This is a genomic window from Nonomuraea sp. NPDC048901 (assembly GCF_040649695.1).
Classification (GTDB): Bacteria; Actinomycetota; Actinomycetes; order Streptosporangiales; family Streptosporangiaceae; genus Nonomuraea.
In genome coordinates this window covers 25,430-48,400 of record NZ_JBEZFW010000033.1, presented here as the reverse complement: position 1 = coordinate 48,400, position 22,971 = coordinate 25,430, and the positions used below count along the sequence as shown (strand labels likewise).

Below are 22,971 nucleotides of genomic sequence, written 5' to 3'. Positions count from 1 at the left end.
TGGAGCCGGCGTGATCGAGATGAATCCGCGCCGCCTGCGAGCCGCCCAGAACACGCGCACCCGCAGAACTGAACGCATCAGTGAAAGGCGGAATCCTCATGACCCACGTTCCCGACGCAGGCATGCTGTTCATCCCCGGCGGCACCCTCATCACCGCCACACCCGCAGATTCCACCACAGCGCACGACCGGCCTGGTCAGAAGCGATCTGTCAACGGATGGGACAGTGACTCCGGCTCAGCGGTCCGCTTCTACCCGGAGGCCGGGTTCGCTGGACGGGACTCCGAGAGCAAGCGACCATGGCTTTATATGCCGGCAAACCAGCCAGTAAGAGCACTTTTCGGGCGGGAGTCCGAACAGCGGCGTCTCGACGATTTCGTGGACGGCGTCCGCATGAGCGGCGGGGCGATGCTGGTGCGCGGCGAGGCGGGGATCGGGAAGTCGGCCCTGTTGCTGGACACGGCGGGGATCGCGGCCGCGCGTGGCATGCGGATCTTGCGGACGGTGGGTGTGGAATCAGAGACGCACATGCCCTTCGCCGGTCTGCATCAGGTGCTGCTTCCGCTCCGTGCCGAGATCGGAGAACTGCCCGCCCCGCAGCGCGACGCGCTGGGAGCGGCCTTCGGGTTGACCGACGCCCGGGTACCCGATCCGTTCCTCATCGCCTTGGCGGCGCTGAACCTCCTGGGCGAAGCCGCCGCCCGCTCGCCCGTCCTGCTCCTGGTCGAAGACGCTCACTGGCTGGACCGCGCCAGCGCCGACGTGCTCGCGTTCGTCGCGCGACGGCTGGACTCCGAACCGATCGTGCTGCTGGCCGCGATACGCGACGGTTTCCGGAGTCCACTTGACGGGGCGGAGCTGCCGGAGTTGCTCCTCGATCGGCTCGATGACACGGCCGCGACCGCCTTGCTGGACGCCTGCAGCCCCACCCTTACGCCGACGGTGCGCACACGGTTGCTGAGGGAGGCCGCGGGAAACCCGTTGGCCCTGGTCGAGCTGCCGATCGCCGCAGAAACGCAGGACGGGAAGGGGCCCCTGCCGCCGGGGTGGCTCCCGCTGACCACCCGGCTGGAACAGACCTTCACCGCCCGCATGTCGGAGTTGCCGTCGATCCTCAGGACCATGCTGCTGGTCGCCGCGCTCAACGACAGCACCGCCCTTTCCGAGACCCTCGACGCCACTGCGCTGATCACCGGCGTACCGGTCACGGCAGACGATCTGGCGCCCGCTGTCACCGTACGGCTGGTCGACGTGCACGAAGCCGGAGTGTCGTTCCGGCACCCGCTCATGCGCTCGGCGATCTACCAGGGGGCGAGCATCTCCCAGCGGCACGCGGTGCACGCCGCCTTGGCCGACGTCCTCACCGGCCGGCCGGACCGCTGCCTCTGGCACCGCGCGGCATCCACCTCCAGGCCGGATGAGACCATCGCCGTCGAGCTGGAGACTACGGCCAAAAGCGTGCGACGTCGGGGCGACCTGTTGTCGGCCGTCGCGGCGCTGGAGCACGCCGCCAGGCTCAGCGAGAATCCCGCTCACCGGTGCGAACGGCTGGTGCGGGCCGCCGAGTACGCGGCTGAGATGGGACGGCGCGATATCGTCGTGCGACTGCTGGGCGAAGGCGAGCGGCTGCAGCTGTCGGCCCAGCAGCGGGCCCGTATCGTGTGGATCCGCGAGACCTTCGAAGACGGCATCCGCGACGACAGCGCGGCAGCGCACTCGCTGGCCGACCTCGCCGAGAGCATGGCGGCGCAGGGAGACGTCGATCTCGCGCTGAAACTCCTGTCCAGTGCGTCCTTGCGATGTTTCTGGGCTCATGCCGACGAGCGGTCGCGGCAACGCGTCGTCACCGTGGCCGAGGGCCTGCCCGTCGACGATCTGGACGGGCGGTTGCTGACGGTCTTGGCGTTCGCGGCTCCCATCGAGCGTGGCAAGGTCGTGATCGAGCGATTACGCCATCTGGCCGCCCACCCGGCCGGCGACCAGCTGGCGGCCCGCCTGCTCGGCAGTTCGGCGTTGATGGTGGGGGCGTTCGACCTGTCAGAGGAATTCTGCGCCGCCTCGCTGCCGGCGCTGCGCGCGCAGGGCCGGCTCAGCCTCCTGGCACGAGACCTCGGCGCCCAGGCGTGGAGCGCGGCCCGGCTGGCCGACCTGAGCGTGGCCATTCCCGCGGCCGAGGAGGCCGCCCGTCTGGCGCACGAGACATCCCAGCCGCTGATGCACGCCATCGCTCAGGCCTCGGGCGCGGTGCTCGCCGCGCTACGCGGCGAACAGGATCGCGTGGAGAGCCTCGCGGTGGCGGCCGAGCAGGTGGCCCTGCCCATCGGAGCCCGCCCCGTGCTGGCCACGGTGCAGCATGCGCGTGGGCTCGCCGCGCTGGGCGAGGGACGTTATGCCGACGCCTTCGACCATCTGCGACGGATGCACGACCCCGCCGATCCGGCCTTCCACCTGGCGCTACGCTGCTTTTCCATCGCCGAACTCGCAGACGCCGCGGTGCACAGCGGTCAAAGCCGCGCGGTCGCCGGCATCATCGAGGAACTGGAGACGGTGGCGCTCACCACACCGTCGCCGTCCTTGCACGCCGACCTGCGCTACGCCCGGGCCGTTCTGGCCGATGAGGCGGCGGCAGAGCCTTTCTTCGACGCCGCGCTCGGGGCCGACCTGCGGCGATGGCCCTTCGTGCGGGCCCGGGTGCAGCTGGCGTACGGTGAATGGCTCCGGCGCCAACGGCGTACGGCCGAGTCGCGGGCGCCCTTGCGCATGGCTCGTGAGACGTTCGACGCCTTGGGGGCCATCCCCTGGAGCGAGCGAGCGCGCCAGGAACTGCGGGCCTCCGGCGAAAGCAGCCGCAGCCGCAGCAGCGAAGCACGCGACGTGCTGACAGCGCAGGAACTCCAGATCGCCCAGATGGCGGCCGACGGCCTGACGAACCGGGAGATCGGCGAGAAACTCTACCTGTCCCATCGAACCGTCAGTTCCCACCTCTACAGGATCTTCCCCAAACTGGGGATCACCTCGCGATCGGCGTTGACCACAACCCTGCGCATATCAGCCTGACCCCACCGCTTCTCTCCGGTAACGCTCGGTGACGCAGTCATGTGACGTACGCGAGGCGCGCAGAGAGGTTCCTACGGTGAGGCCATGACCACAGCGAGATCCTTCAAGAACGGCAGCACGCCGACCGTCGTGCTGGTCCACGGTGCCTTCGCGGACGCCTCGAGCTGGGCGGGCGTGATCGCCGAGCTGCAGGATTCCGGGATTCCCGTGATCGCGGTTGCCAACCCGCTGCGCGGACCGACCACCGACGCCGCCTACCTCGCCGGCGTCGTCGCCGCGATCGACGGCCCGGTCCTGCTGGTGGGTCACTCCTACGGCGGCGTGGTCATCACCGGGGCCGCGGACCAACTGGGCAACGTGGTCGGGCTGGTCTACGTGACCGCTTTCGCCCTGGAGGCAGGGGAAAGCGTGCTGAATATCACGGGCCGCTTCCCCGACAGCCTGCTGGGCCCGGCGCTGCGGCCGGCCGTCTTCCGCACAGGCGATGGGCAGGAGGCCGTGGAGCTGTACCTCAAGGACGACCAGTTTCCGACTGTGTTCGCCGCCGACCTGCCTGAGCGTCTCACCTCGGTGGCGGCCGTCGCGCAGCGCCCCATCGCGGCTGTGGCGTTCGAGCAGAGCTCTCCCTCCGCGAGCTGGAAGAGCCTGCCGTCCTGGTACGTCGTGGCGACCGCCGACCAGGCGATCCATCCCGCCGCCCAGCGTTTCATGGCCAAGCGCGCCGGGGCCGACACCATCGAGGTCGATGCCTCACACGCGATCGCGCTGTCGCAACCGGCAGCCGTGGCCGACCACATCCGCACCGCCGCGACCGCGACCCAGGCGGTCAAGCACCCCCATCCGGCATAGAGGAGCAACCGATGACCGCACCGACCACTCCCGTCATCTTCATTCACGGCCTGTGGCTGCACGCCACCTCCTGGTCCTCCTGGATCGAGTTGTTCACGGCCGCCGGCTACGACGCGATGGCCCCCGGCTGGCCGGGCGACAGCGAAAGCGTCGAACAGTCCCGCAAGGACCCCGACGCTATCGCCGACCATGGCATCGACGACGTCGTCGCCCACTACACGGAGATCATCAACGCTCTGGAGGTCAAGCCGATCCTGATCGGCCACTCCTTCGGTGGCATGATCGCCGAGAAGCTGCTCGGGCAGGACCTGGCCAGAGCCGCGATCGCGATCGACGCCGCACAGATCAAGGGCGTGCTGCCGCTGCCGCTGTCGGCGCTGCGCTCGACCCTGCCGGTGTTCAAGAACCCGGCCAACAAGCACCGGGCCGTCTCCCTCACCCTCGACCAGTTCACCTACGCATTCGGCAACGCCATCCCGGCTCAGGAGGCCGCCGACCTGTACGAACGCTGGACCATCCCCGCGCCGGGCAAGCCGCTGTTCGAGGCCGCCGTCGCCAACGTCTCCCCCCACTCACCCGCCAAGGTCGACACCGGCAACAACGCCCGGGGACCGCTGCTCCTGATCGCCGGCGGCAAGGACCACACCGTCCCCGAGACCGTCACCAAGGCGACCCTCAAGCAGTACCGGGACTCCACCGCGATCACCGACTTCCAGGAGTTCCCCGACCGCGGCCACTCCCTGACCATCGACCATGGCTGGCGTGAGGTCGCCGACGCCTGCCTGACCTGGCTCACCAGGAACGACCTACACACGAGCTGAGAGCGATCCGTAGCCTTGATCGCCATCACCGGTCAACGCTGCGGCTGTGCCGCAGAAAGGGATGCCATGGACTAGAAACTTCAGGGCAAGGTCGCGGTGGTGACCGGCGCCAGCAATGCGTGGCACCCCGGTCAGACAGTAGATGTCGTCGATGAACCGGTCGAGTGGCGGGGCGGGCACCCGGCCGACATATCGCATGTACTCAGTGTGGCCGACGAGGCATTCATGATGTCGGACCGCTCTCCTGCCCCTCGTCTGCTGAGATCGGCCGGTAGAGGTCGGAGAGCGGCAAGAGCGCGTCCACCTCGGCGTTGAGCCGCACGTCCTCGCCGAGGGTGTCCACCTGCTCCCAGGTGACGTAGCGGCTGTCGCGGTGCAGTCCTCTGACGAGGGCCCGGACGAGTGCTGGGCCGGGTCCGTGCGGGCCGCGTTCGTAGCCGAACAGTCGGCCGGTGTGACGAGGGACCACGATGAGGCCGGCGACGCGAAAAGCGTGCTGCACGTCGTCGAGCATCGGCCCGTCCTGGCGGAGCCGTACATCGGCCACCTGCCCGACCGGCCTGCCGTCGGCGTCGAGGACGCGGCGGCCGAGCAGGGCGCTCATCCGCAGCTCGCCCGTGACCTCGCCGATCCTGGCCGGGCGCCGGTCGCGGGCGACCGGCTCGGCGCCGCTGCCCGGCAGCGGGGCGATGAGGTTGACCCGGGCCCAGTGTTCGAGAGCCGCCTCCTGAGGCGTACCGCCCACCGTGACAGCGCTGTTGATGTCGGATACCAGGCGCATGGGGAGGCGCTGCGGGCCCGGATCCTCTTCGGGGCGGAACAGTTCGGTGACCGCCACCATCAGGCGGCCGGCGAGGCCGCCGAGGCGCGGGCCCAGCGCGAGCGGGCCGGTCAGGATCGACACGAGGTAAGGGCACCCCTCCTCGTCGAAGGTCAGCTCCAGGTCGTCGATCTTGCACACCGGGCGCCCGTCGTCAGCGCTGATCACCTGCCGGTCGAGCAGGTGCAGGTTCGCGTGCAGTTCCCTGGCCCTCATTGCCCCGCCTTCGTCGCGATCATCAGCGGGACGGCCGCCACGGCCACCACGAGCAGAAGGATCATGTACGCGGTCCCGAGTGCGTTGCTGAACCGGCCGTTGACCTGGCCGCCCATGTAGTCGGGATCGTTGGCGATCATGAGCACCGGCAGGTACGTCAGGGGAAGTGCCGCCGCCGAGAAGACCAGCGAGTACTCAGTGACCATGATCGGATCGATGGTCGTCAGGATCAGCGCGGTCGCGATGACGACCCCCGCCAGCACCACGGAGTGGAAGCGCGCGGCGTCGCGGGGGCGGACCAGCTTGCCCCACTGCCAGCCGAAGTACTGGCTGATGGTGTAGCCCGACGACAGCGCGGTCTCCAGCGTCGCGCCGAACGTCGCCGCGAACACCCCGAAGATCACCGCGGCCAGGCCGAGCTGCCCCAGCCCGATCCCGGCGGGCAGCAGCATCTGGCCGAGCGTGTCGACCTCCGCCTTCACCGGGAAGAACACCACCGCCGCGCAGCCCGCGATGGCCAGCGACAGGAATCCGCCCAGCGGGAAGCCGACGAACACGTTGGCCCGTGAGGTGATCAGGTCCTTGCGGGTCCACTTCTCCTCGACCCCGCCGGAGGAGAAGAAGAACACCTCATACGGCGTCATCGCACCGCCGAGCAGGGCGATCGCGTAGTACCAGTACGTCGGCGCGCCCTCGTCGGCCGGCGGCCGGGTGAGCTGGCGGCCCAGCTCGTGCCAGTCGGGCCCGAGCTGCCACAGCGCCACCGCGAACGCCACCAGCGCCAGCCCGGCCAGCCCGAAGATCCGCTCCATCGTCTCGAACTTGACCCGCCACATCACCAGCCACGCCACCAGCGCGACGCCCGGCACCCACAGCAGGTAGTTGATCCCGGTGGCCAGCTCCAGAGCCAGTGACGCGCCGCCGATCTCGGCGGCCAGGGTGAGGACGTTGATGAAAAACGACGCCCCCAGGTTGACCAGGCCGGCCCGTGGCCCCATCCGCTCCCTGACCAGGTCGAACACCGGCCGCCCCGAGACGGCCGCGATCCGGCCCGACATCTCGGCGAACAGGCAGATCCCGATGACGCCGACCACGACCACCCAGGCGAGCGACATCCCGAACCTGGCGCCGACCAGTGAGTTCGCGACCAGGTCCCCGATGTCGACGAACCCCCCGAAGGCGGTGAGGATGCCCAGCGTCACCGCGAAGAGCTTCTTCACCGATGTGCCTCCTCGAAGGCCCGCAGCTTCACGGCGACCTCTTCAAGATCCTTTGCGGCCGCCGCCGGGTCCTTGATCCCGTCCCGCCTGACCTGGATGAGCAGCGACGCCACCTGGTCCTCGGCCTCGCCGGTGAGGTCGAGCAGCCGCCCGCGCACCTCGTCGGCGGCGGGGGACGGCGGCTGCACCCCGCCGAACTGGCTGTTGACGCTGCCCAGATCCTTGACCGTCTCGGTGAACAACGTCTTGAGGTAGGGCGTGGTCAGGCGGTCCTCATGGCGTACGGCCAGCCGTACGATCTCCAGGCTTGAGGCGGCCGACTGCGCCGACTGGGCGGCCTTCAGCCCGTAGTCGTGGTCATCCCAGGCCGGGCTCGCACACCCGCTCAGCAGCAGCACAGCCAGGATCGGCGCGACGCGCTTCGAGCCCGTCATGAACGGCGCCGCAGGAGGAAATAACCCAGCAGCACCAGCAGCACCAGGAATTGCCCCCAGGCCGCGAGTAACACCAACCCCTCATCTTGCACGAGCGTGCACCTGCCCAGCCGCCCAGCGATCATGCACCTTGCGACGGCGAAGGCTCCCGGTCCTGCGAGACCTGTCAGAGCAGGACCGGCCTGAAGGTGGTCAGCGGAAGTCGGCGGCGTGGTCCCGCGCCCATTCCGCGAAGGTCTGGGCGGGGCGTCCGGTGAGTTTCTCGACGATGACGGAGGTCTCCGGGACGGTCTCGGCGCCGGCCGCCCACGCGCCCATGATCGCCTCCACTCCCATCGCGGGCATCGTCCTGCCCAGGTCGGCCCGCGCCTGTTCGGGTGTGACCACCTCGATCGGGATCTCCCTGCCGATGGCCGCGCCGATGTGCCCGACCTGCTCGCGCAGGGTGAGCGCCTGCGGCCCGTACAACGTGTACGCCTGCCGCCCGTGCCCGCGCTCGGTCAGCGCCGTCACCGCGAGCGCGGCCATGTCCCGCTCGCTGACGGGAGCCGTCATCGCCTCCGGGTACGGCAGTCGCACCGCCTCCCCACCCTTGATCGCCCGCGTCCACCACCATCGGGCGTTGGTCGCGAACATCCCCGGCCGCAGGAAGGTCCAGGACAGCCCGGACTCCTCCAGGGCCGACTCCACGATGCGATGGTCCCGCGCGATCGGATTGCGGTCAGCGCCGGGCTGCACGACCGCCCCGGACGAGAGCAACACCACGTGCCGCACCCCCGCCGTAAGGGCAGCCGTCACGAAACCGGCGATGCCCGCGGGCTTGGCATAGAGGAAGACCTGCGAGGCGCCTTCCAGCGCGGCGGGCAACGTTTCCGGCGCGTCCAGATCCGCCGCAATGTGGGAGCTGTCCGGCGTCCTGCTCGTCAGCCGGACCTGCTTGCCCAAAGCGGTCAGACCCGCGGCGACATGGCGGCCGACACTCCCCCGGGCGCCGAAAACAACCGTGACCATGATGTGGGGCCTCCCCTGATCCTCGGTGAGCATGCCGTTCCTTTGGCGGCATGCCGCACATACTACTCAATCAATTAATTGAATGAACCGTCGAGCCGGAGCATGGGGACGCCCGGACCCGTAAGCAAGCTTCCCCAGGGAAAGTGTGATCACGCCGGAGGATGCGCGCTCAGCCAGGCTGCCGCTCTGCGCCCTGACGCACGGGACAGCCACGCGTCCTGGACCACCTCGGCCAACTCGTTCCGGGTGAGCTCACCGATCCGGCCGGCCCGCAGGAGTACCGACGGGTGACCGTCGAAGTGCGGGGTGGTGAAGAACTGCGACGCCTCGTCCTGCACCAGCGCCTGCTTGTCCGCCTCGGACTCGACCCAGAAGACGATCACATCCGAATAGCGCTGCCCGGTTTCGGGGTCGACCGCATCAGGCCGTGGGTTGCGGAAGAAAATGAACGACTTCCCGCCTACCTGGTAGACCGGATTGCCGCCGGTCCCGTGTACGACGGTGACGTGCGGCATGGCCAGGGCCAGTTCATGCACGTCCTCGACGCGGGCGGGCCGAGTTCCATCATCGTCGGGCACACGCCCAGCGTAAGAAATTTCAGCGTGTTGGACGAGATCATCAAGCCGCACAGCCGCAGCTGCGCCTGACGACCAAAGGGGCATGTGCGGCAAGCGCCCCGGAAATATCGCCGAACAGCAGCTCGACGGCCTGCTCCGCCATGGCCCGCAACGGCTGTTCGGTGACGGTCAGCGCCGGAGCGGTGTGGGCGCTCTCCGGCGTACCGTCGAGGCTGATCAGCGCCAGCCGGTCGGGGACCGCAAGCCCGCGGGCCCACGCCCCGGACAGGACCCCGATGGCGTGCTCGTCCGTGGCGGTGATCAAGGCGCGCGGCATGGTCCCTTCGGCGATGAGGTGGCGGGTCAAGGCGTCCGCGGCGCCGCGTGAGTAGTCGCAGCGCAGGAGTACGGCGTCCGGATCGCCGGTCACGGCCGCGGCCCATGCCTCGCGGCGCACTCCCACGGGCCCATCGTCGGTGGGGCCGGCCAGGAAGGCGAGGCTCCGGTGCCCGTGCCGGCGCAGGTGTCCGACGGCTTCGCGCACGGCGGCCTGGTTGTCGGCCGCCACCACCTGTCCGTGCCCGCCGGGGTGCCCGTGATGGACGTACACGGCCGGTACGCCTGCCGCTTCAGCCTGGGCCGCCACATCTCCCCCGCCGTCCGCGGCGACGATCACCAGCCCGTCGACCTGGGCGGCCAGGAACCGTTCGGTGAGATGCCGCTGGCGCTCCGCGGAGTATCCGGCGTTGCCGACCAGCGTGAGGCGGTCGCGCTTCTCAAGCTCTTGCTCGATGTGTCTGGCCAGGGCGCCGAAGTAGGGATTGGACGCGTCGGCCAGCACCAGGCCGACCACGCCCGTCGTACGCGAGCGCAGTGCCCGGGCGATGCGGTTGGGCCGGTAGCGCAGCTCGGCCGCGGCCGCCAGGACGCGTTCGCGCGTCGCGGCGGCGACGGGACGCGGACCGTCGTTGATCACATAGCTGACCACCGCCGTGGAGGTCCCCGCCCGGCGGGCCACATCGGCGAGCGTGATGGGCTTGTCTGCGCGTTTCGTCATGGCGGTTTACATTCTGCCAGCTAATCGATTAGATAGCGTGGTCTAACCGATTAGATGAAAGGTGAGCAGTGTCGGCTCTTCCCTTGATCATCGACACCGACACCGGGTCGGACGACGCGGTGGCGCTGCTGCTGGCCGCCGCCGGCGGTCTGGGCGACATCCGCGCCGTGACCACGGTGGCGGGCAACGTACCCCTGGCGACGGGGACCCGCAACGCGCTCTTTTCCCTGCAAGTGGCCGGGCGCGTCGACATCCCCGTCCATCCGGGATGCGAACGCCCGATGACACGTCCGCTGTCCACCGCCCAGCAGGTGCACGGCCAGGACGGGATGGGCGACATCGGCTTACCCGACCCCCTGCGGCCGGCCGAGGAGCGGCACGCCGTCGAGGTCCTGCTGTCCTCCCCGCGCGGTCATCCGGGCGAGTTGACGCTGGTCACGCTCGGCCCGCTCACCAATCTCGCGGCCGCGCTGGTCCGCGACCGCGATCTGCTGACCCGCTACCGGCATGTGTACTGCATGGCCGGCGCCGCGGACCTGAGCGGCAACATCACGGCCACCGCCGAGTTCAACGCCTGGGCCGACCCCGAGGCGGCCCGGGTGGTGTTGGAGAGCGCCACGCCCGACAAGGTGACCTGGATCGGCTGGGACGTCTCCCGCCGGGACGCCGTCATGACGCCCGCGGACCAGTCCCGGCTGGAGCGGCTCGGTACTCCGATGGCCACCTTCGCCCACCGCGTGAACCGTACTCTCGCCGACTGGGCCCGCGACGTCACCGGCCTGGCCGGCTATGACCTCCCCGACCCCGTCGCCATGGCCGTGGCACTCCGGCCCGAACTGATCACCGAACAGGAGCGGGCCCATGTGGACATCGCCCTCGGCGACGAGACCCGCGGCCAGCTGATCATCGACCGCCGCCGCTCCGCCCCGCCGCCCAATCTGACGCTGGTCCGCCGGGTCAATGAAGCCGGTTTCAAGGACCTGCTGTTCACCACCTGCGCCGGAATCCGCCAAAGCCGACATGACGTGAGAGAGCACCAATGACCGCCGCTTCCGTACCGCGTCACGAACTGCACTGTCATCTCGACGGATCGGTACGCCCCGGCACTGTCGCCGACCTGGCACACCACCAGGGCATCGCCTTGACCGCCCCCGTCGAGCAACTGGTCACGGCACCCGCCTCCTGCGGCAGCCTGGCCCACTTCCTCACCTACATCGACCTGCCGCTATGCGTACTGCAGACCCCCGACGCCCTTCACCGGGCCGCCCGCGAGCTGGTCGAAGACTGGAGCGCCGATGGGGTGGTCTACGGCGAGGCGCGTTTCGCCCCGCAGTTGCACGGCCATCGCGGCATGACTCTGGACGAGGCGGTCCAAGCGGTCTCCGAGGGGCTGGCGGCGGGGCGGCAGGCCACCGGCGTACGCACCGGGCTGCTGTTGTGCTGCCTGCGGCACCAGACGCCCGAGGAGAGCCTCGCCGTCGCCGAGACGGCGCTGCGGCACCGCGACAAGGTGGCCGGACTCGATCTCGCGGGCGATGAGCGGCTGCACCCCGCGACCCCGCACCGGGCCGCCTTCGATCTCGCCCACGGGGCGGGGCTCCCCTGTACGGTCCATGCCGGTGAGGCGGCGGGCGCTGACAGCATGTGGGAGGCGATCGACGTGCTCGGCGCGCGCCGGATCGGCCATGGCGTCAGGTGCGTCGGCGAGCACGCGCTCCTCGAGCGGCTGCGGCGCGACGGTATCGCCTTGGAGATGTGCCCGACGAGCAATGTGCTCACCGGCGCGGTCTCCAGCCTCCAGGCGCATCCCGCGCCCCGGCTCCTGGCCGACGGGCTGGCCGTCACCATCAGCACCGACGCGCGCACCACCTCGGGGACCACCCTGTCCCAGGAGTTCGACCAGCTGCGCGCGGCGACCGGGTGGACGGCTGAGCAGGACAGGCTCGCGCAGGATCACGCGGCCGCCGCGGCCTTCACCCCGTGATCGGCGCTGTGGCTCAGGGCTGCCCCTGGGAATCACCGTTGATGAGGTCGATGAGTCCGAACGGTGCGCGGTCGCCGAGGCAGAGGTCCAGCATCTCGTGGGCGTCGGCGTAGAAGGCCTCGGTACGCGGGAACAGCTCCTTCTCGTAGGCGGTGAGTGCCGCTTCGATGTCGCCGGGGTGTGCGGCGATCGCCTTGGCGAGTTCGGCGCCGTCGAACATCGCCAGGTTCGCGCCGTCGCCTGACGGCGGCATCAGGTGCGCGGCATCGCCGAGGAGCGTCACGCCGGGCACGCGATCCCATCGGTGTCCGTCCGGGAGTGTGTGGATCATGCGCGCGACCGGAGCGGTCTCGCCGTCGGTGATCAGCGCGGTGAGTTCCGGTGCCCACCCGTCGAACTCGGCCGCGACCCGAGCGGTCACGGCGGCGGCATCGGTGAAGTCGAGGTCGGCGATCCACTCGGCGGGGCGGTTCAGCTCGACGTAGGTGTGCAGGATGTTCCCCGCCTCGCGGTGCGCGATGATCCCCTTTCCCGGGGTCAGCGCGTACATCGCGCCGGCGCCGACCGCCTGGGCCGTCGCGGGGTGCCGCTCGTCGGCGTCGTACAGGTAGGTGTCGATGAACGTCGTGCCCGTGTACTCGGGCTCGGCGTCGGACAGCAGTGGGCGGATCTTCGACCAGGCGCCGTCGGCACCCACGAGCAGGCCGCTGGTCACGCTCGCGCCGTCGGCGAAGGTCAGCTCGTGCCGGCCGTCGCCGAGGGGCCGGACACCGGTGACCTTGCGCCCCCACTGGACCGTCTGGCCGGGCAGGGAGTCGAGCAGGATCCGGCGCAGGTCTCCGCGAAGCACTTCGGGACGCCGCGCCATGCCGTCGTCGGGGGCCTCGAACAGCGGCTTGCCGTGCTGGTCGAGCACGCGCAGCGCCTCAGCGCCCTCGTGGATGATCGCGCGGAACTCGGCGGTGAGACCGGCGTCGGCGAGCGCGCGCTGCCCGTCGTCCTCGTGGATGTCGAGCTGGCCGCCCTGCGTACGGGACTTCGCCGAGGGGTCGGCCTCGTAGACCGTCGCGGGGATGCCGTGGACGTGCAGGACCCGGGCGAGGGTCAAGCCGCCGAGGCCGGCGCCGACGATGGCGATCGGGTGGTGGCTGGTGTTCATGGGGCTTCCTCGTTCCCGTACGGGCGGAGCGCCGGGCGGCTGCCCGGACACCAATATGGATCGGCGTTCCATAAGTAATATGGAACGCCGATCCAGGATGTGTCAAAATGAGGTCATGCCACGGACCCGCGGAAGAGCACCCACCGGGGGACGCGCCGGCGCCCTTTCGCGAGAGGTGATCGTCGACGCGGCCGTCGCGCTGCTGGACGAGCACGGCGAGCGAGGACTCACCTTCCGGCTGCTGGCCAAACAGCTGAACACCGGACCCGGCGCGCTCTACTGGCACATGACGAACAAGGACGAGCTCGTCGCCCTGGCCGCCGACCAGGTGCTCGGCCACGCCTTCGCCGCGGTTCCGCGCCTCGAGGAAGGCGCCGGCGCCGGGCTGCGCGCGCTCGCCATCGCCGTCTTCGACGCCCTTGATCGGCACCCTTGGGCGGCCTCCCACGTCACCGCGCCGGCCACGCTGGCGAACGCTCTGCGCCTGCTCGACCGCATCGGCACCCTTGTCGCACGGACCGGGCTGCCCGCCGAACGGCATTTCGCGGTCTCCACCGCGATCTCCTACTACATCACCGGCGTCAGCGCCCAGATCATCACCCCACGCGCCACCCTCGACGCGGCCACCAGCCGCGACGCCTACCTCGCGCAGACCGCCGAAAGCTGGGCAGAACTCGACCCCGCCGACTACCCCTTCCTGACGCGCACCACCACGGACCTGCGCGAGCACGACGACCGCGACCAGTTCATCACCGGCCTCGACCTGCTCCTGGACGGCCTGAACACGACCGCGGACCCGTGATGCCGCGCTTCAGGCGGTGCGGAACCCCGAAGGATGTGCCCAGTGCACGCCCACGACCGGCTCGCCGCCTTCCCCGTGGTCGGTCTCGACTGCCCACCAGCACGGCACCACCGTGTTCCTGTCCAGCCACCTGCTGGCCGAGGTCGCCCGCCTGGCCACCCGCATCGGCATCCTGCACCACGGCCGCCTGATCGGCGAGCACGACGCCGACCACCTGGACCGGCACCGCCGCCGCCACCTGCGCCTGGCCACCCGCGACGACCACGCCGCCTGCGCGGTGCTCCGCGCCGACGGATGTTCATGTTCATCCTGGCCGACCCCGCCCGCGCCCGGGCGTTCGGCCTGCTCGGCGCCAAGGCCCAGCTGTCCGGCGCCGGCGCCGACTGGTCCGGCTATCTCGCCCTGCTCGCCCAGGCCGTCGCGGTGGGCGGCCTGGGCCTCTACGGGATGATCGCGATCTGGCTGTTCGGCCGCGAGTTCAGCGACCACACCGCCACCGACCTGCTGGCCCTGCCCACCTCCCGCACCGCCATTGTGGCCGCCAAGTTCACCATCGCCGCGCACTGGGCACTGCTGCTGGCCTTGCTACTCGCCGGGCTCGGTCTGCTGATCGGCACCTTGCTCGCCCTGCCCGGCTGGTCAGGGCCGACCGTGGGAGACGGCGTCGCACGCGTCGTGGCCGCGGCCGCGCTGGCCGCGCTGACCACCACGCCACTGGCCCTGGCCGCCAGCGTCGGCCGCGGCTACCTGGCCGCCGTCGGCGTCCTGCTCGCCATCGTCTTCACCGCTCAGGTGATCGCCGCGCTCGGTTATGGCGCCGCCTTCCCCTGGTCGGTGCCCGCCCTGTACGCCCGCATCGCCGACCCCGGCCAGGACCCGCCTGGCCTCGCCGGACTGCTCCTGGTCACGGCCACCGGCGCGGCCGGAGCCGTCACGACCGCCCTCTGGTGGAACCGCGCCGACCATACCCGATGACGAGCACGCAGCCTGCGGGACAGAAGAGTGCTGCCCATACCCGCTGACCGGCAGTCGGCAAGATGCCACAAAGCTGGCCAGCGGTCGGCAGGATGCCACCCGCTCTCAGCGAGACTCAGGACGCCGAGCCGCGCTCGGCCAGGCCGGTCAGGCGGCACAGCGCGGTGAATCCGTCCTCGGTGCCGGGCCAGTGGCGGCGCACAGCCTGCAGCCCGGCGCGGCGGACCACCGAGCGCAGCACCGCCGTGACGATGATCGCGTCGTCGGCGTAGCCCAGGACCGGGATGAAGTCGGGCACAAGGTCGAGAGGCATGGCCAGGTAAGCGAGCAGCAGCCCCAGACGTACCCGCACCCCACGTGGCAGCTCGCGGTCGGCGGCCAGGCGGCGCACCAGCCGCAGCACGTCGGGCAGCAGCCGCAACGCCTCGCGCAGCAGCCCGCCGCGCGGCCGGAGGACTGCCAGCGCCGCGATCAGCGCCAGCCAGGTGACCAGCAGCGCGACGGCGACCCCGATCAGCAGATCCCATCCCCACCAGCCGGTCATGCCCGCTCCCCCGTTCCGTTCTCCGTCACGGGGAGACCGCTCTCGGTGGCGGGCACTTCGGCCGCAACCCGCGCCGGCACAGTGAGACCGCTCTCCGTGGCCGGGGACTCGGCCGCGAGCGCGTCCTGCTCGAAGGCGGCCAGGTCGGCTGCGGCCTCCTCGACCCCGGCTCGCGCCGCCGCGCCGGCCGGAGCGGCGAAATAGTCGCGGGCGGCGATCTTGGCCAGCCAGGAGCGGAAGCGCTCCAGGTCGGCCTCCGACTCCTCGACCTCGGCGTAGGTGGCCCTGCCGCGCTCCCGCTCGCGCGCCAGTTCCTGCCGGAAGGCCGGCAGGCGCTCCAGCACCTCGGCGTACTCGGCGTCTCGGGCGGCGTTGAATTCGCCGATGACCTGCCGCTCCTCGGCCTGATCGGTCATCGCCACGTGCAGGAGGCGGCCGGTGCCGCCCTGCTGACGCACCCGGTCGAGCAAGCGGCGTACCTGCCGCAGGGTCTGCTCACGTTCGGGCAGCAGACACACCGACTGCTGCAGATACAGCGCGCCCAGCGAGCGCAGCTTGCGCCACACCTGCACCCGCAGCGTGGGGGCGGCTCCCGCCGTGGACACGCTGATCAACAACCAGCCCTGCTCGTCCGCGCTCTCCGTCACGCGCCCATGTTACATCCGTAACAATCAACAGCAACGAATAGCTCCGGCGTCATGGCTGGCTCTCCCTGATCGCCGAGTCGCGTCACCGCCGCCATTCGCGGTTATTCGCGGCCAAGCCCACACCGGCCGTTGAAAGCGGCCACCACGGGAATCCGCCCGGGTCAGAGACCGATCAGCAACAACACGCCGGCCACCACCAGCCCGACCTCCACCGCCACGACGAACACCCCGTCGCTGACCCGGGCGACGATCTTCTTGCCCAGCCAGGCGCCGGCCAGCGTGGCCGGGGTCAGGGCCGCGCCGTAGGTCAGCACGCGCCAGCCGAGCAGATCTCCGGCACCATAAGCGGCGATCTTGGCCAGGTGCATGACCAGGGCGCTGGCCGCTTCAGTGCCGATATAGGCGGCTCGCGTCAGGCCGTACGCCAGGAAGAACGGCGCGGTGAGCGGTCCGACCGAGCCCAGCAGCGCCGAGCCGAGACCGGAGGCCGCCCCGACCGCCGCGAAGGCCGGGGCGGCCGGCGAGCGGGGATGGGGACGCAGGCGCCGCCAGGCGACCACGACCAGTAGGAAGATGCCCAACAGCCGCTTGAGCGGCCCCAGCGGAGCGTGCGCCAGCAGCAGGCCGCCGGCCACGGCCAGCGGGACGGCGCCGAGGGCGAACCAGCCCACCAGCGACCAGCGCAGCTCACGCCGATTGAACACGACGCGGGAGCCGTTGCTGGCCAGTTGGGCCAGCGTCAGCATCGGCACCGCCACGCGTAACCCGAACAACGCGGTGAAGACCGGCAGCAACAGCACCCCACCACCGAACCCGGCCACCGCCGAGACCACCGCCAGCACGAACGCCGCCGCGCACGCGGCGGCAAGCGTCAGCGCGAACCTGGCATCGATCACCGACGTCAGCGCGAACGTGCCGTCGATCACCGACGTCGGCACGAACGCCGCATCCGAGGCCGACGCGTACACGGCATCGATCACCACCGGGCTCAGCCCGTTACGGCATGGGCCAGCGCGAAGCCGAACACGCCCGCGCCCAGGCCGCCGGCCACGCTGGCCACCACATTGGCCCAGGCGACGAAGCGAGCGCCATCCTGGGCCAGCCGCAGGGTCTCATAGCTGAAGGTCGAGTAGGTGGTCAGCGCGCCACAGAACCCGGCGCCGGCGAAGGCCATCACCGCGCCGTCGGCGGGCAGTCCGGCCAGGAAGCCCAGCAGCGCCGAGCCGGCCAGGTTGACGGTGAAGGTGCCCCACGGGAACAGGGAATCGTGGCGCGCCTGGACGAACCGGTCGGCCAGGTAACGCAGCGGCGCGCCGATCGCCCCGCCGAGAACGACCAGCGCCACTGTCAGCGGGCCGCCGCTCACTGGGCCGGCCCGCTGCTGGGGCGGCCGACATAGCGGATCACCTCGACCTCGTCCAAGATGACCAGCCCCTCAGAGATCAGCTCGTCCAGCTGCGGCAGGAAGGCCCGGATCCGTTCGGCGGCGTCGACGATGACGACCGACACCGGCAAGTCCCCCGACAGCGACAGGATGCGCGAGGTGTGAATGTGGTTCGAGGCCCCGTAGCCCTCCATGCCGCGAAACACGCTCGCGCCGGCCAGCCCGGCCGCATGCGCGCGATGGACGATCTCGTGATAAAGCGGCTTGTGGTGCCAGGTGTCGGTGTCGCCGACGTAGATGGTCAGCCGTAGCGCCGCTCCGGCCAGTTTCATGCCCGCCTGCTCTTTCCGACGCACCAGCGGGCTGCCGCGCTGCCCGCCCATACCGCGGTCAAGGCCAGCAGGGGGGTCAGCGCCAGGTACGCCAGCGCCATGCGAGCCGCGTCGCCCGCCAGCAACTGGCTGGTCTCCAGGATGTACGTGGAGAAGGTGGTGAACCCGCCCAGCACGCCGACGCCCAGCAGCGGGCGCACCCATCCGGGCGCGGACCAGACCTCGGTGATGGCCACCATGAGCACCCCGATCAGCAGACACCCGACGGTGTTGACGGCCAGCGTCGTCCACGGAAAGGCCCCGGCCTGGCGCGGAAAGGCCACGCCCAGGCCGTAGCGGGCCAGCGCACCCGCCGCGCCGCCGAGCGCGATCACCCCCAGCGTCGCCCACGGAGCCCGGCGCAGCTCGGCACGCTGGGCGGCCACGCGCAGGTCGACATCGGCGTCCACGGGACGCTCCGTTTCGGGACGGGACATGAAGATCCTCCTACCAGCAGCACAAAACAACCTCTGGTAGGGACCGTTGGCGGCTGGGTGCCACGGTTACCCGCCACCGGATCGGCGGCGAGGCGGTGGGCCCCACCACCGCGACCTCCCCCGGGGAGGTTCCCCTCGACTATACCGATCGGCCGAAACAGGACCCGGTAGTGGCCTCTCCTGCCGGCGCCTCCGCAAGACGTCAGGCCGCGGTGATGGTGGAGTTCCTCAAGGCCGCCCACGACATGCGGCAGAAGCCGCTGGTGATCGCGCACCACGCGGCGCGGTCGGCGACCGGGCTCGGCGTGTGGGGGCAGGACACTCCGCTCGAGTTCCGCAACGGCAACAACACCGCCCCCGACGTGTACGTGGGCTTCGAGGGCGCCCCCGGGCACCAGGCCGGCCCGCTGAACGGCGGCGCCCGCGGCGGGTACGGCAACCACCCCACCTACGGCGGCTTCGACCAGATGACCGCGCGGGTCGGCGGCCTGTGGGACTCGCTGCTGGGCGAGGGGCGGCACTGGTGGATCACGGCCACCTCCGACTCGCACGTGCACTGGACCCGCGGCGGTTCGGACTTCTGGCCGGGCGAGTACAGCAAGACGTACGTGATGGCCCGCCAGGACTACGGCGACATCATGGACGCCCTGCGCAACGGCCGCATCTTCGTCACCACCGGGGACCTGATCACCGCTCTCGACGTCACCGCCGGCAACCAGGGCCGCCAGGCCACCGTGGGCGAGACGCTGGTGGTCAACCGGCGCAACCGCACCGACGTCGAGGTCGAGATCCGGTTCCGGCCGCTGGAGGGCAAGAACGGCAACGGCGACCGCCCGGAGGTGCGGCGCGTCGACCTCATCACCGGGCAGGTGAGCGGCGTGAGCGCCAACCTGGACGCCGACACCAACCCCACCACCAAGGTCGTGGCGCGCTTCGGCCCGGGCGACTGGCGTCGGCAGGGCCGGGACTACGTCATCCGGCACACGCTGAGCGACGTGCAGACCGACAGCTACCTGCGGGTACGCGGCACCAGCACCGACGAGATGGAGCCGGCGGCCGACGGCAAGGAGAGCCCGTGGCAGGACCTGTGGTTCTACTCCAACCCGTCTTCGTCCGCGTCCGCTAGCCCGCCGGCCTTGGGCGGTCCCGTTCAGCCGCGTCCGCTGACCCGCTCATCCCGGCCGGCCCGCTGACCTGGGGCGGTCCCATGTACCACGCGGGGCCGCCCTCTCTCCGCACCAAGCGCGGCGCCGGGGGTCTTTCAACTGGGGGTCTTTTCAACGGTTACGGGGCCGGGTTACGTTCGCGTTCGGCGAGACTCGGGGATCGTCTGCCTTCCCGTTCCTGTCCCACAGGGGGAATCCGAATGCGCAGAGTCATCACCATCCTGGTCACCGCGCTCTCCGTGACCATCGCCATGGCCGTGCCCGCCAACGCCGGCGGCCTGGACGACGTCTTCGCCAAGCTGCTGGTCAAGCAGGTCAAGGGGACGAACGTCGCCAAGCACCTGCGAGCCCTGCAGGACATCGCCACCGCCCACGGCGGCATCCGCGCGACCGGCACCAGCGGCTACGACGCCTCCCGCGACTACGTGGCGAACAAACTGCGCAAGGCCGGATACAAGGTCACGCGGCAGCCGATCAACTTCGTCGAGAGCTGGGCCGAGAACACCCCGCCGACGCTGGCGCTCACCGCGCCGAGCGCGAAAACGTACCTACCGAACGAGGACTTCTTCACCTTCCAGCCCTCCCCGTCGGGCGAGGTGACCGCGCCGGTCCAGGGCGTGGACCTCACGCTGCCACCCACCCCCACGCCGACCTCGACCAGTGGCTGCGAAGCGGCGGACTTCGCCGGGTTCGTGGCCGGACGTATCGCGCTCGTCCAGCGCGGCACCTGCCCGTTCGTCACGAAGGTGCAGAACGCGGCCGCGGCGGGTGCGACCGGGCTCATCATCTTCAACGAAGGCCAGCCGGGTCGTACTGACGCGTTCCCGCTGGACATCGGCGAGTGGCGGGGCGGGATCCCCATGGTGTTCGCCGACTTCGCCGTGGGCAACGAACTCGCGAGCACGCCGGGCGCGACCGTACACCTCAAGGTCGACGCCAACCTCGTACTCGGCAGCACGGACAACGTGATCGCCGAGACCCGCTTCGGCGACCCGCGCAATGTCGTCATGGTGGGCGCGCACCTCGACAGCGTGACGGCGGGGCCCGGCATCAACGACAACGGCTCGGGCAGCGCGGCGATCCTGGAGGTCGCCGAGGAGATGACGCTCTACCCGGTCAGGAACAAGGTCCGCTTCGCCTTCTGGGCGGCCGAGGAGATCGGGCTGCTCGGTTCCGATCAGTACGTCGGGTCGTTGTCGCAGGCGCAGCGGGACCGCATCCGGGTGTACTTGAACTTCGACATGGTGGCCACGCCGAACTACGCCTACAAGCTGTACGACGGCGACAATTCCGACAACGTCGGCTCCCCCGCCGGTCCGCCCGGTTCGGCCGAGATCGAGCAGCAACTGGCGGCGTTCTACGGCTCCCGCGGCCTGCCCACGGTGGGCACGGACTTCGACGGGCGCTCGGACTACGGGCCGTTCATCGCGGTCGGGATCCCGGCCGGCGGCATCTTCACCGGCGCCGAGGGGATCAAGACGGCCGCTGAGGCGGCGCTGTTCGGCGGGACGGCCGGGGTCGCCTACGACGCCTGCTACCACCAGGCGTGCGACACCATCGCCAACATCAACGCCACGGCGCTGGACGTGGACACGGACGCCATCGCCGACTCCGTTGCCCGATACGCCTTCAACCTCCGCTCCATCCCGCCGCGAGTGGCACCCGCGACCAGCCGTGCGCGCTTCACCCCGCCAACGTCAGCCTTCCTCGATGTGTTGACGCGAACGGGAGGAAAGGATACGTTCCGGTAGATTTCACGGTTGTCCAAGGGAAATCCGGTGAGATGCCGGTGCGGACGCGCCACTGTATCCGGGACGTAGATCCCGGGAGCCAGGTCGCTTGGGCCTCCGTGACCTCATTTGTTGGGACGCGTCATCCCTGAGGAGGCACTGATGAGTGGCCTGTCCGCTCCTACCGTCATTCCGTTCCCCCGTCTGCGGCTGTGGTTGCTGGCCGTACCGGTACTGCTGCTGGTCGCCTACCTGGTGCTGATGGACAACGGCGCCATCTCGCAGACGGGTGCGTACCTGCACGAACTCATGCACGACGGGCGTCACCTGCTCGGCGTGCCCTGCCACTAGACCTCGGCATGGTACGCACCCTGCTGGTCAGGGGCCTGCTTCTGGGCCTGCTGGCCGGATTGATCGCGGGCGGCTTCGCCTTCGCCTTCGGGGAACCGCAGGTGGACAGTGCCATCGCACTGGAACAGGCGCACGCCGCGCAGGAACCTGGCCATGACCACGGCGAGGAGGAACTGGTCAGCAGGCCAGGCCAGAAGGCCGGGCTCTTCCTCGCCACCGGCCTGTACGGGCTGGCCGTGGGAGGGGTCTTCGCCCTGGTGTACGCGGGTCTGCGGGGCCGGGTCGGTCCCCGGTCGGAGGGCGGGCTGGCGCTCGCCGCCGCCGGGTCGGCGTTCGGGGCGGTGATCCTCGTACCGTTCGTGAAATATCCGGCCAATCCGCCGGCTGTCGGAGACCCGGAAACGATCAACAGCCGGACCGCCCTCTATGTCGTGATGATCCTTGTCGGCCTGGCCGCGATCGCGATCGCGGTGGCGACCGCGCGCCGGGTGACCGCCGGGCCATGGGCGCGGTGGGTCACGGCAGGGGTCGCGTACCTGGTCCCGGTGGTCGCCGCGTGGCTGCTGCTGCCGACCGTGGACGAGGTGCCCGAGGGCTTTCCTGCCACGTTGCTGTGGCAGTTCAGGCTCGTGTCGCTGGGGACGCAGCTCGTCTTCTGGACGGCCTTCGGTGTGCTGTTCGGGTGGGTGAGCGACAGGGCGGCGCGGCGGGCGGCGGCCGTACCCGCGACTGCCGTCTCGCCGGGCTGAGCCGGCGTGCTGTTCGTCCGGCACGCCAGCACGCCGGGGATGCGGACCGCCTGCTTTCCCCTGGCCGATGAGGACGCCGACACGGCGAGCCTGGCCAGAGCACACGGCTTGGCTTCGGTGGTGGCCGACTCGATGGCGGTCGGCTCGGCGCTGACCGGCTCGGTGGCGGGCGGCTCGGTGGCGGGCGGCTCGGTGGCGTGGGTCGCTCCCAGTGTCGCGGCGCGGCAGACCGCCGCCGCGCTCGGCCGGGAAGCGTGCGTGGTCGCCGCGCTCGCCGAGGCGGATCACGGCCGGTGGCGCGGCCTGCCGTACGGGCGGGTCGCGCGGGAGGAGCCGGACGCGCTGGCGAGCTGGCTGGCGGATCCGGACGCGGCGCCGCACGGCGGGGAGAGCCTGGCCGTGCTGGCGGCGCGGGTGGCCGGCTGGCTCGACTCGGTACGCGCGGAGCCCGAGGCGGTCGCCGTCTGCGACGCGGGCGCCATCCGGGCGGCCCTCGGCCATGCGCTGGGGCTGGACCCCCTGCGCGCCGCCCGTTTCGATCTCGCGCCGCTGTCCGTCACCGAACTGACCGTCACGCGAGGCGGCTGGCGGGTCGCCCACGTCAACCGGAAGATCCTGTCTTGAACGTACG

General features: G+C 70.5%; 26 protein-coding genes and 1 riboswitch. Of the genes, 12 read left to right on the top strand and 14 right to left on the bottom strand.

Annotated elements, in window-relative coordinates; genetic code table 11:
- Positions 1 to 98: 98 nt before the first annotated feature.
- From AB0C30_RS55715 to AB0C30_RS55705, 3 genes are all read left to right on the top strand, one after another.
- Positions 99 to 3,056 carry an AAA family ATPase gene (locus AB0C30_RS55715; RefSeq protein ID WP_357960500.1) on the top strand — a complete coding sequence of 986 codons (2,958 nt, stop codon included), beginning with the start codon at positions 99 to 101 and terminating at the stop codon, positions 3,054 to 3,056.
- An 84-nt stretch (positions 3,057 to 3,140) separates the two neighbouring features.
- Positions 3,141 to 3,905 carry an alpha/beta hydrolase gene (locus tag AB0C30_RS55710; RefSeq protein ID WP_357960497.1) on the top strand — a complete coding sequence of 255 codons (765 nt, stop codon included), beginning with the start codon at positions 3,141 to 3,143 and terminating at the stop codon, positions 3,903 to 3,905.
- Between the two features lie 11 nt (positions 3,906 to 3,916).
- Positions 3,917 to 4,726: an alpha/beta hydrolase gene (locus AB0C30_RS55705; protein ID WP_357960494.1), complete on the top strand. Its 810-nt coding sequence runs from the start codon at positions 3,917 to 3,919 to the stop codon at positions 4,724 to 4,726.
- A 223-nt stretch (positions 4,727 to 4,949) separates the two neighbouring features.
- Here the strand turns inward: AB0C30_RS55705 and AB0C30_RS55700 are convergent, their stop codons facing one another.
- The 6 genes from AB0C30_RS55700 to AB0C30_RS55675 all read right to left on the bottom strand — a co-directional run bounded on the left by AB0C30_RS55700 (position 4,950) and on the right by AB0C30_RS55675 (position 10,041).
- A complete protein-coding gene (locus AB0C30_RS55700; protein WP_357960491.1) occupies positions 4,950 to 5,762 on the bottom strand; it encodes a hypothetical protein in 813 nt (270 codons plus the stop codon).
- Positions 5,759 to 6,982 carry a divalent metal cation transporter gene (locus AB0C30_RS55695; RefSeq protein WP_357960488.1) on the bottom strand — a complete coding sequence of 408 codons (1,224 nt, stop codon included), beginning with the start codon at positions 6,980 to 6,982 and terminating at the stop codon, positions 5,759 to 5,761. Before AB0C30_RS55695 ends, AB0C30_RS55700 begins: the two co-directional genes overlap by 4 nt.
- Positions 6,979 to 7,416 carry a hypothetical protein gene (locus AB0C30_RS55690; RefSeq protein ID WP_357960485.1) on the bottom strand — a complete coding sequence of 146 codons (438 nt, stop codon included), beginning with the start codon at positions 7,414 to 7,416 and terminating at the stop codon, positions 6,979 to 6,981. Before AB0C30_RS55690 ends, AB0C30_RS55695 begins: the two co-directional genes overlap by 4 nt.
- A gap of 192 nt (positions 7,417 to 7,608) precedes the next feature.
- The gene (locus AB0C30_RS55685) at positions 7,609 to 8,427 is read right to left on the bottom strand and encodes an NAD(P)H-binding protein (protein ID WP_357960482.1); all 819 of its coding nucleotides are present in this window, start codon (positions 8,425 to 8,427) and stop codon (positions 7,609 to 7,611) included.
- A gap of 149 nt (positions 8,428 to 8,576) precedes the next feature.
- Positions 8,577 to 9,005, bottom strand: a complete 429-nt coding sequence (locus AB0C30_RS55680; RefSeq protein WP_357960479.1) for an MmcQ/YjbR family DNA-binding protein — start codon at positions 9,003 to 9,005, stop codon at positions 8,577 to 8,579.
- A 40-nt stretch (positions 9,006 to 9,045) separates the two neighbouring features.
- Complete coding sequence (locus AB0C30_RS55675; RefSeq protein ID WP_357960477.1) at positions 9,046 to 10,041, bottom strand: LacI family DNA-binding transcriptional regulator; 996 nt, start codon at positions 10,039 to 10,041, stop codon at positions 9,046 to 9,048.
- Between the two features lie 68 nt (positions 10,042 to 10,109).
- On the opposite strand from AB0C30_RS55675, the gene AB0C30_RS55670 reads away from it, so the two are divergent.
- Both AB0C30_RS55670 and add read left to right on the top strand, forming a co-directional pair.
- Positions 10,110 to 11,084, top strand: coding sequence for a nucleoside hydrolase (locus AB0C30_RS55670; protein ID WP_357960474.1), 975 nt, complete (start codon positions 10,110 to 10,112; stop codon positions 11,082 to 11,084).
- Positions 11,081 to 12,025 carry an adenosine deaminase gene (gene add / locus AB0C30_RS55665; protein ID WP_357960471.1) on the top strand — a complete coding sequence of 315 codons (945 nt, stop codon included), beginning with the start codon at positions 11,081 to 11,083 and terminating at the stop codon, positions 12,023 to 12,025. The genes AB0C30_RS55670 and add overlap by 4 nt, the downstream gene beginning before the upstream one ends.
- A 13-nt stretch (positions 12,026 to 12,038) precedes the next feature.
- Here add and AB0C30_RS55660 read toward each other — a convergent pair whose 3' ends face one another.
- Positions 12,039 to 13,184 carry an NAD(P)/FAD-dependent oxidoreductase gene (locus tag AB0C30_RS55660; RefSeq protein WP_357960468.1) on the bottom strand — a complete coding sequence of 382 codons (1,146 nt, stop codon included), beginning with the start codon at positions 13,182 to 13,184 and terminating at the stop codon, positions 12,039 to 12,041.
- Between the two features lie 115 nt (positions 13,185 to 13,299).
- Here AB0C30_RS55660 and AB0C30_RS55655 point away from each other — a divergent pair, with 115 nt between their 5' ends.
- Positions 13,300 to 13,986: a TetR/AcrR family transcriptional regulator C-terminal domain-containing protein gene (locus AB0C30_RS55655; protein WP_357960466.1), complete on the top strand. Its 687-nt coding sequence runs from the start codon at positions 13,300 to 13,302 to the stop codon at positions 13,984 to 13,986.
- A 9-nt stretch (positions 13,987 to 13,995) separates the two neighbouring features.
- Here the strand turns inward: AB0C30_RS55655 and AB0C30_RS55650 are convergent, their stop codons facing one another.
- Positions 13,996 to 14,157, bottom strand: a complete 162-nt coding sequence (locus AB0C30_RS55650; RefSeq protein WP_357960463.1) for a hypothetical protein — start codon at positions 14,155 to 14,157, stop codon at positions 13,996 to 13,998.
- A 123-nt stretch (positions 14,158 to 14,280) separates the two neighbouring features.
- On the opposite strand from AB0C30_RS55650, the gene AB0C30_RS55645 reads away from it, so the two are divergent.
- Entirely contained in the window at positions 14,281 to 14,961 is a 681-nt protein-coding gene (locus tag AB0C30_RS55645) for an ABC transporter permease (protein WP_357960460.1), read from the top strand.
- 115 nt (positions 14,962 to 15,076) lie between these two features.
- Here AB0C30_RS55645 and AB0C30_RS55640 read toward each other — a convergent pair whose 3' ends face one another.
- The 6 genes from AB0C30_RS55640 to crcB all read right to left on the bottom strand — a co-directional run bounded on the left by AB0C30_RS55640 (position 15,077) and on the right by crcB (position 18,344).
- Positions 15,077 to 15,505, bottom strand: coding sequence for a DUF1232 domain-containing protein (locus AB0C30_RS55640; RefSeq protein WP_357960458.1), 429 nt, complete (start codon positions 15,503 to 15,505; stop codon positions 15,077 to 15,079).
- Positions 15,502 to 16,152, bottom strand: coding sequence for a Chromate resistance protein ChrB (locus tag AB0C30_RS55635; protein WP_357960455.1), 651 nt, complete (start codon positions 16,150 to 16,152; stop codon positions 15,502 to 15,504). The genes AB0C30_RS55640 and AB0C30_RS55635 overlap by 4 nt, the downstream gene beginning before the upstream one ends.
- Positions 16,153 to 16,313: 161 nt before the next feature.
- Positions 16,314 to 17,135: a sulfite exporter TauE/SafE family protein gene (locus tag AB0C30_RS55630; protein ID WP_357960453.1), complete on the bottom strand. Its 822-nt coding sequence runs from the start codon at positions 17,133 to 17,135 to the stop codon at positions 16,314 to 16,316.
- Positions 17,136 to 17,140: 5 nt separating this feature from the next.
- Positions 17,141 to 17,503 carry a CrcB family protein gene (locus tag AB0C30_RS55625; RefSeq protein ID WP_357960631.1) on the bottom strand — a complete coding sequence of 121 codons (363 nt, stop codon included), beginning with the start codon at positions 17,501 to 17,503 and terminating at the stop codon, positions 17,141 to 17,143.
- 11 nt (positions 17,504 to 17,514) lie between these two features.
- The gene (locus AB0C30_RS55620) at positions 17,515 to 17,868 is read right to left on the bottom strand and encodes a DUF190 domain-containing protein (protein ID WP_357960450.1); all 354 of its coding nucleotides are present in this window, start codon (positions 17,866 to 17,868) and stop codon (positions 17,515 to 17,517) included.
- Entirely contained in the window at positions 17,865 to 18,344 is a 480-nt protein-coding gene (gene crcB / locus AB0C30_RS55615) for a fluoride efflux transporter CrcB (RefSeq protein WP_357960447.1), read from the bottom strand. Before crcB ends, AB0C30_RS55620 begins: the two co-directional genes overlap by 4 nt.
- A 170-nt stretch (positions 18,345 to 18,514) precedes the next feature.
- Here crcB and AB0C30_RS55610 point away from each other — a divergent pair, with 170 nt between their 5' ends.
- The 5 genes from AB0C30_RS55610 (at position 18,515) to AB0C30_RS55590 (ending at position 22,964) form a co-directional block, all read left to right on the top strand.
- Positions 18,515 to 19,537, top strand: coding sequence for a hypothetical protein (locus AB0C30_RS55610; protein ID WP_357960444.1), 1,023 nt, complete (start codon positions 18,515 to 18,517; stop codon positions 19,535 to 19,537).
- A 173-nt stretch (positions 19,538 to 19,710) separates the two neighbouring features.
- On the top strand, positions 19,711 to 21,261 hold the full coding sequence (locus AB0C30_RS55605) for a M28 family metallopeptidase (RefSeq protein ID WP_357960441.1): 1,551 nt from the start codon (positions 19,711 to 19,713) through the stop codon (positions 21,259 to 21,261).
- Positions 21,239 to 21,368: riboswitch (cobalamin riboswitch) on the top strand. It overlaps the preceding gene by 23 nt.
- Positions 21,369 to 21,402: 34 nt before the next feature.
- Positions 21,403 to 21,591, top strand: coding sequence for a CbtB-domain containing protein (locus AB0C30_RS55600; RefSeq protein ID WP_357960438.1), 189 nt, complete (start codon positions 21,403 to 21,405; stop codon positions 21,589 to 21,591).
- 8 nt (positions 21,592 to 21,599) lie between these two features.
- Positions 21,600 to 22,340: a CbtA family protein gene (locus tag AB0C30_RS55595; RefSeq protein WP_357960435.1), complete on the top strand. Its 741-nt coding sequence runs from the start codon at positions 21,600 to 21,602 to the stop codon at positions 22,338 to 22,340.
- Between the two features lie 6 nt (positions 22,341 to 22,346).
- Complete coding sequence (locus AB0C30_RS55590) at positions 22,347 to 22,964, top strand: histidine phosphatase family protein (protein WP_357960433.1); 618 nt, start codon at positions 22,347 to 22,349, stop codon at positions 22,962 to 22,964.
- Positions 22,965 to 22,971: the final 7 nt, after the last annotated feature.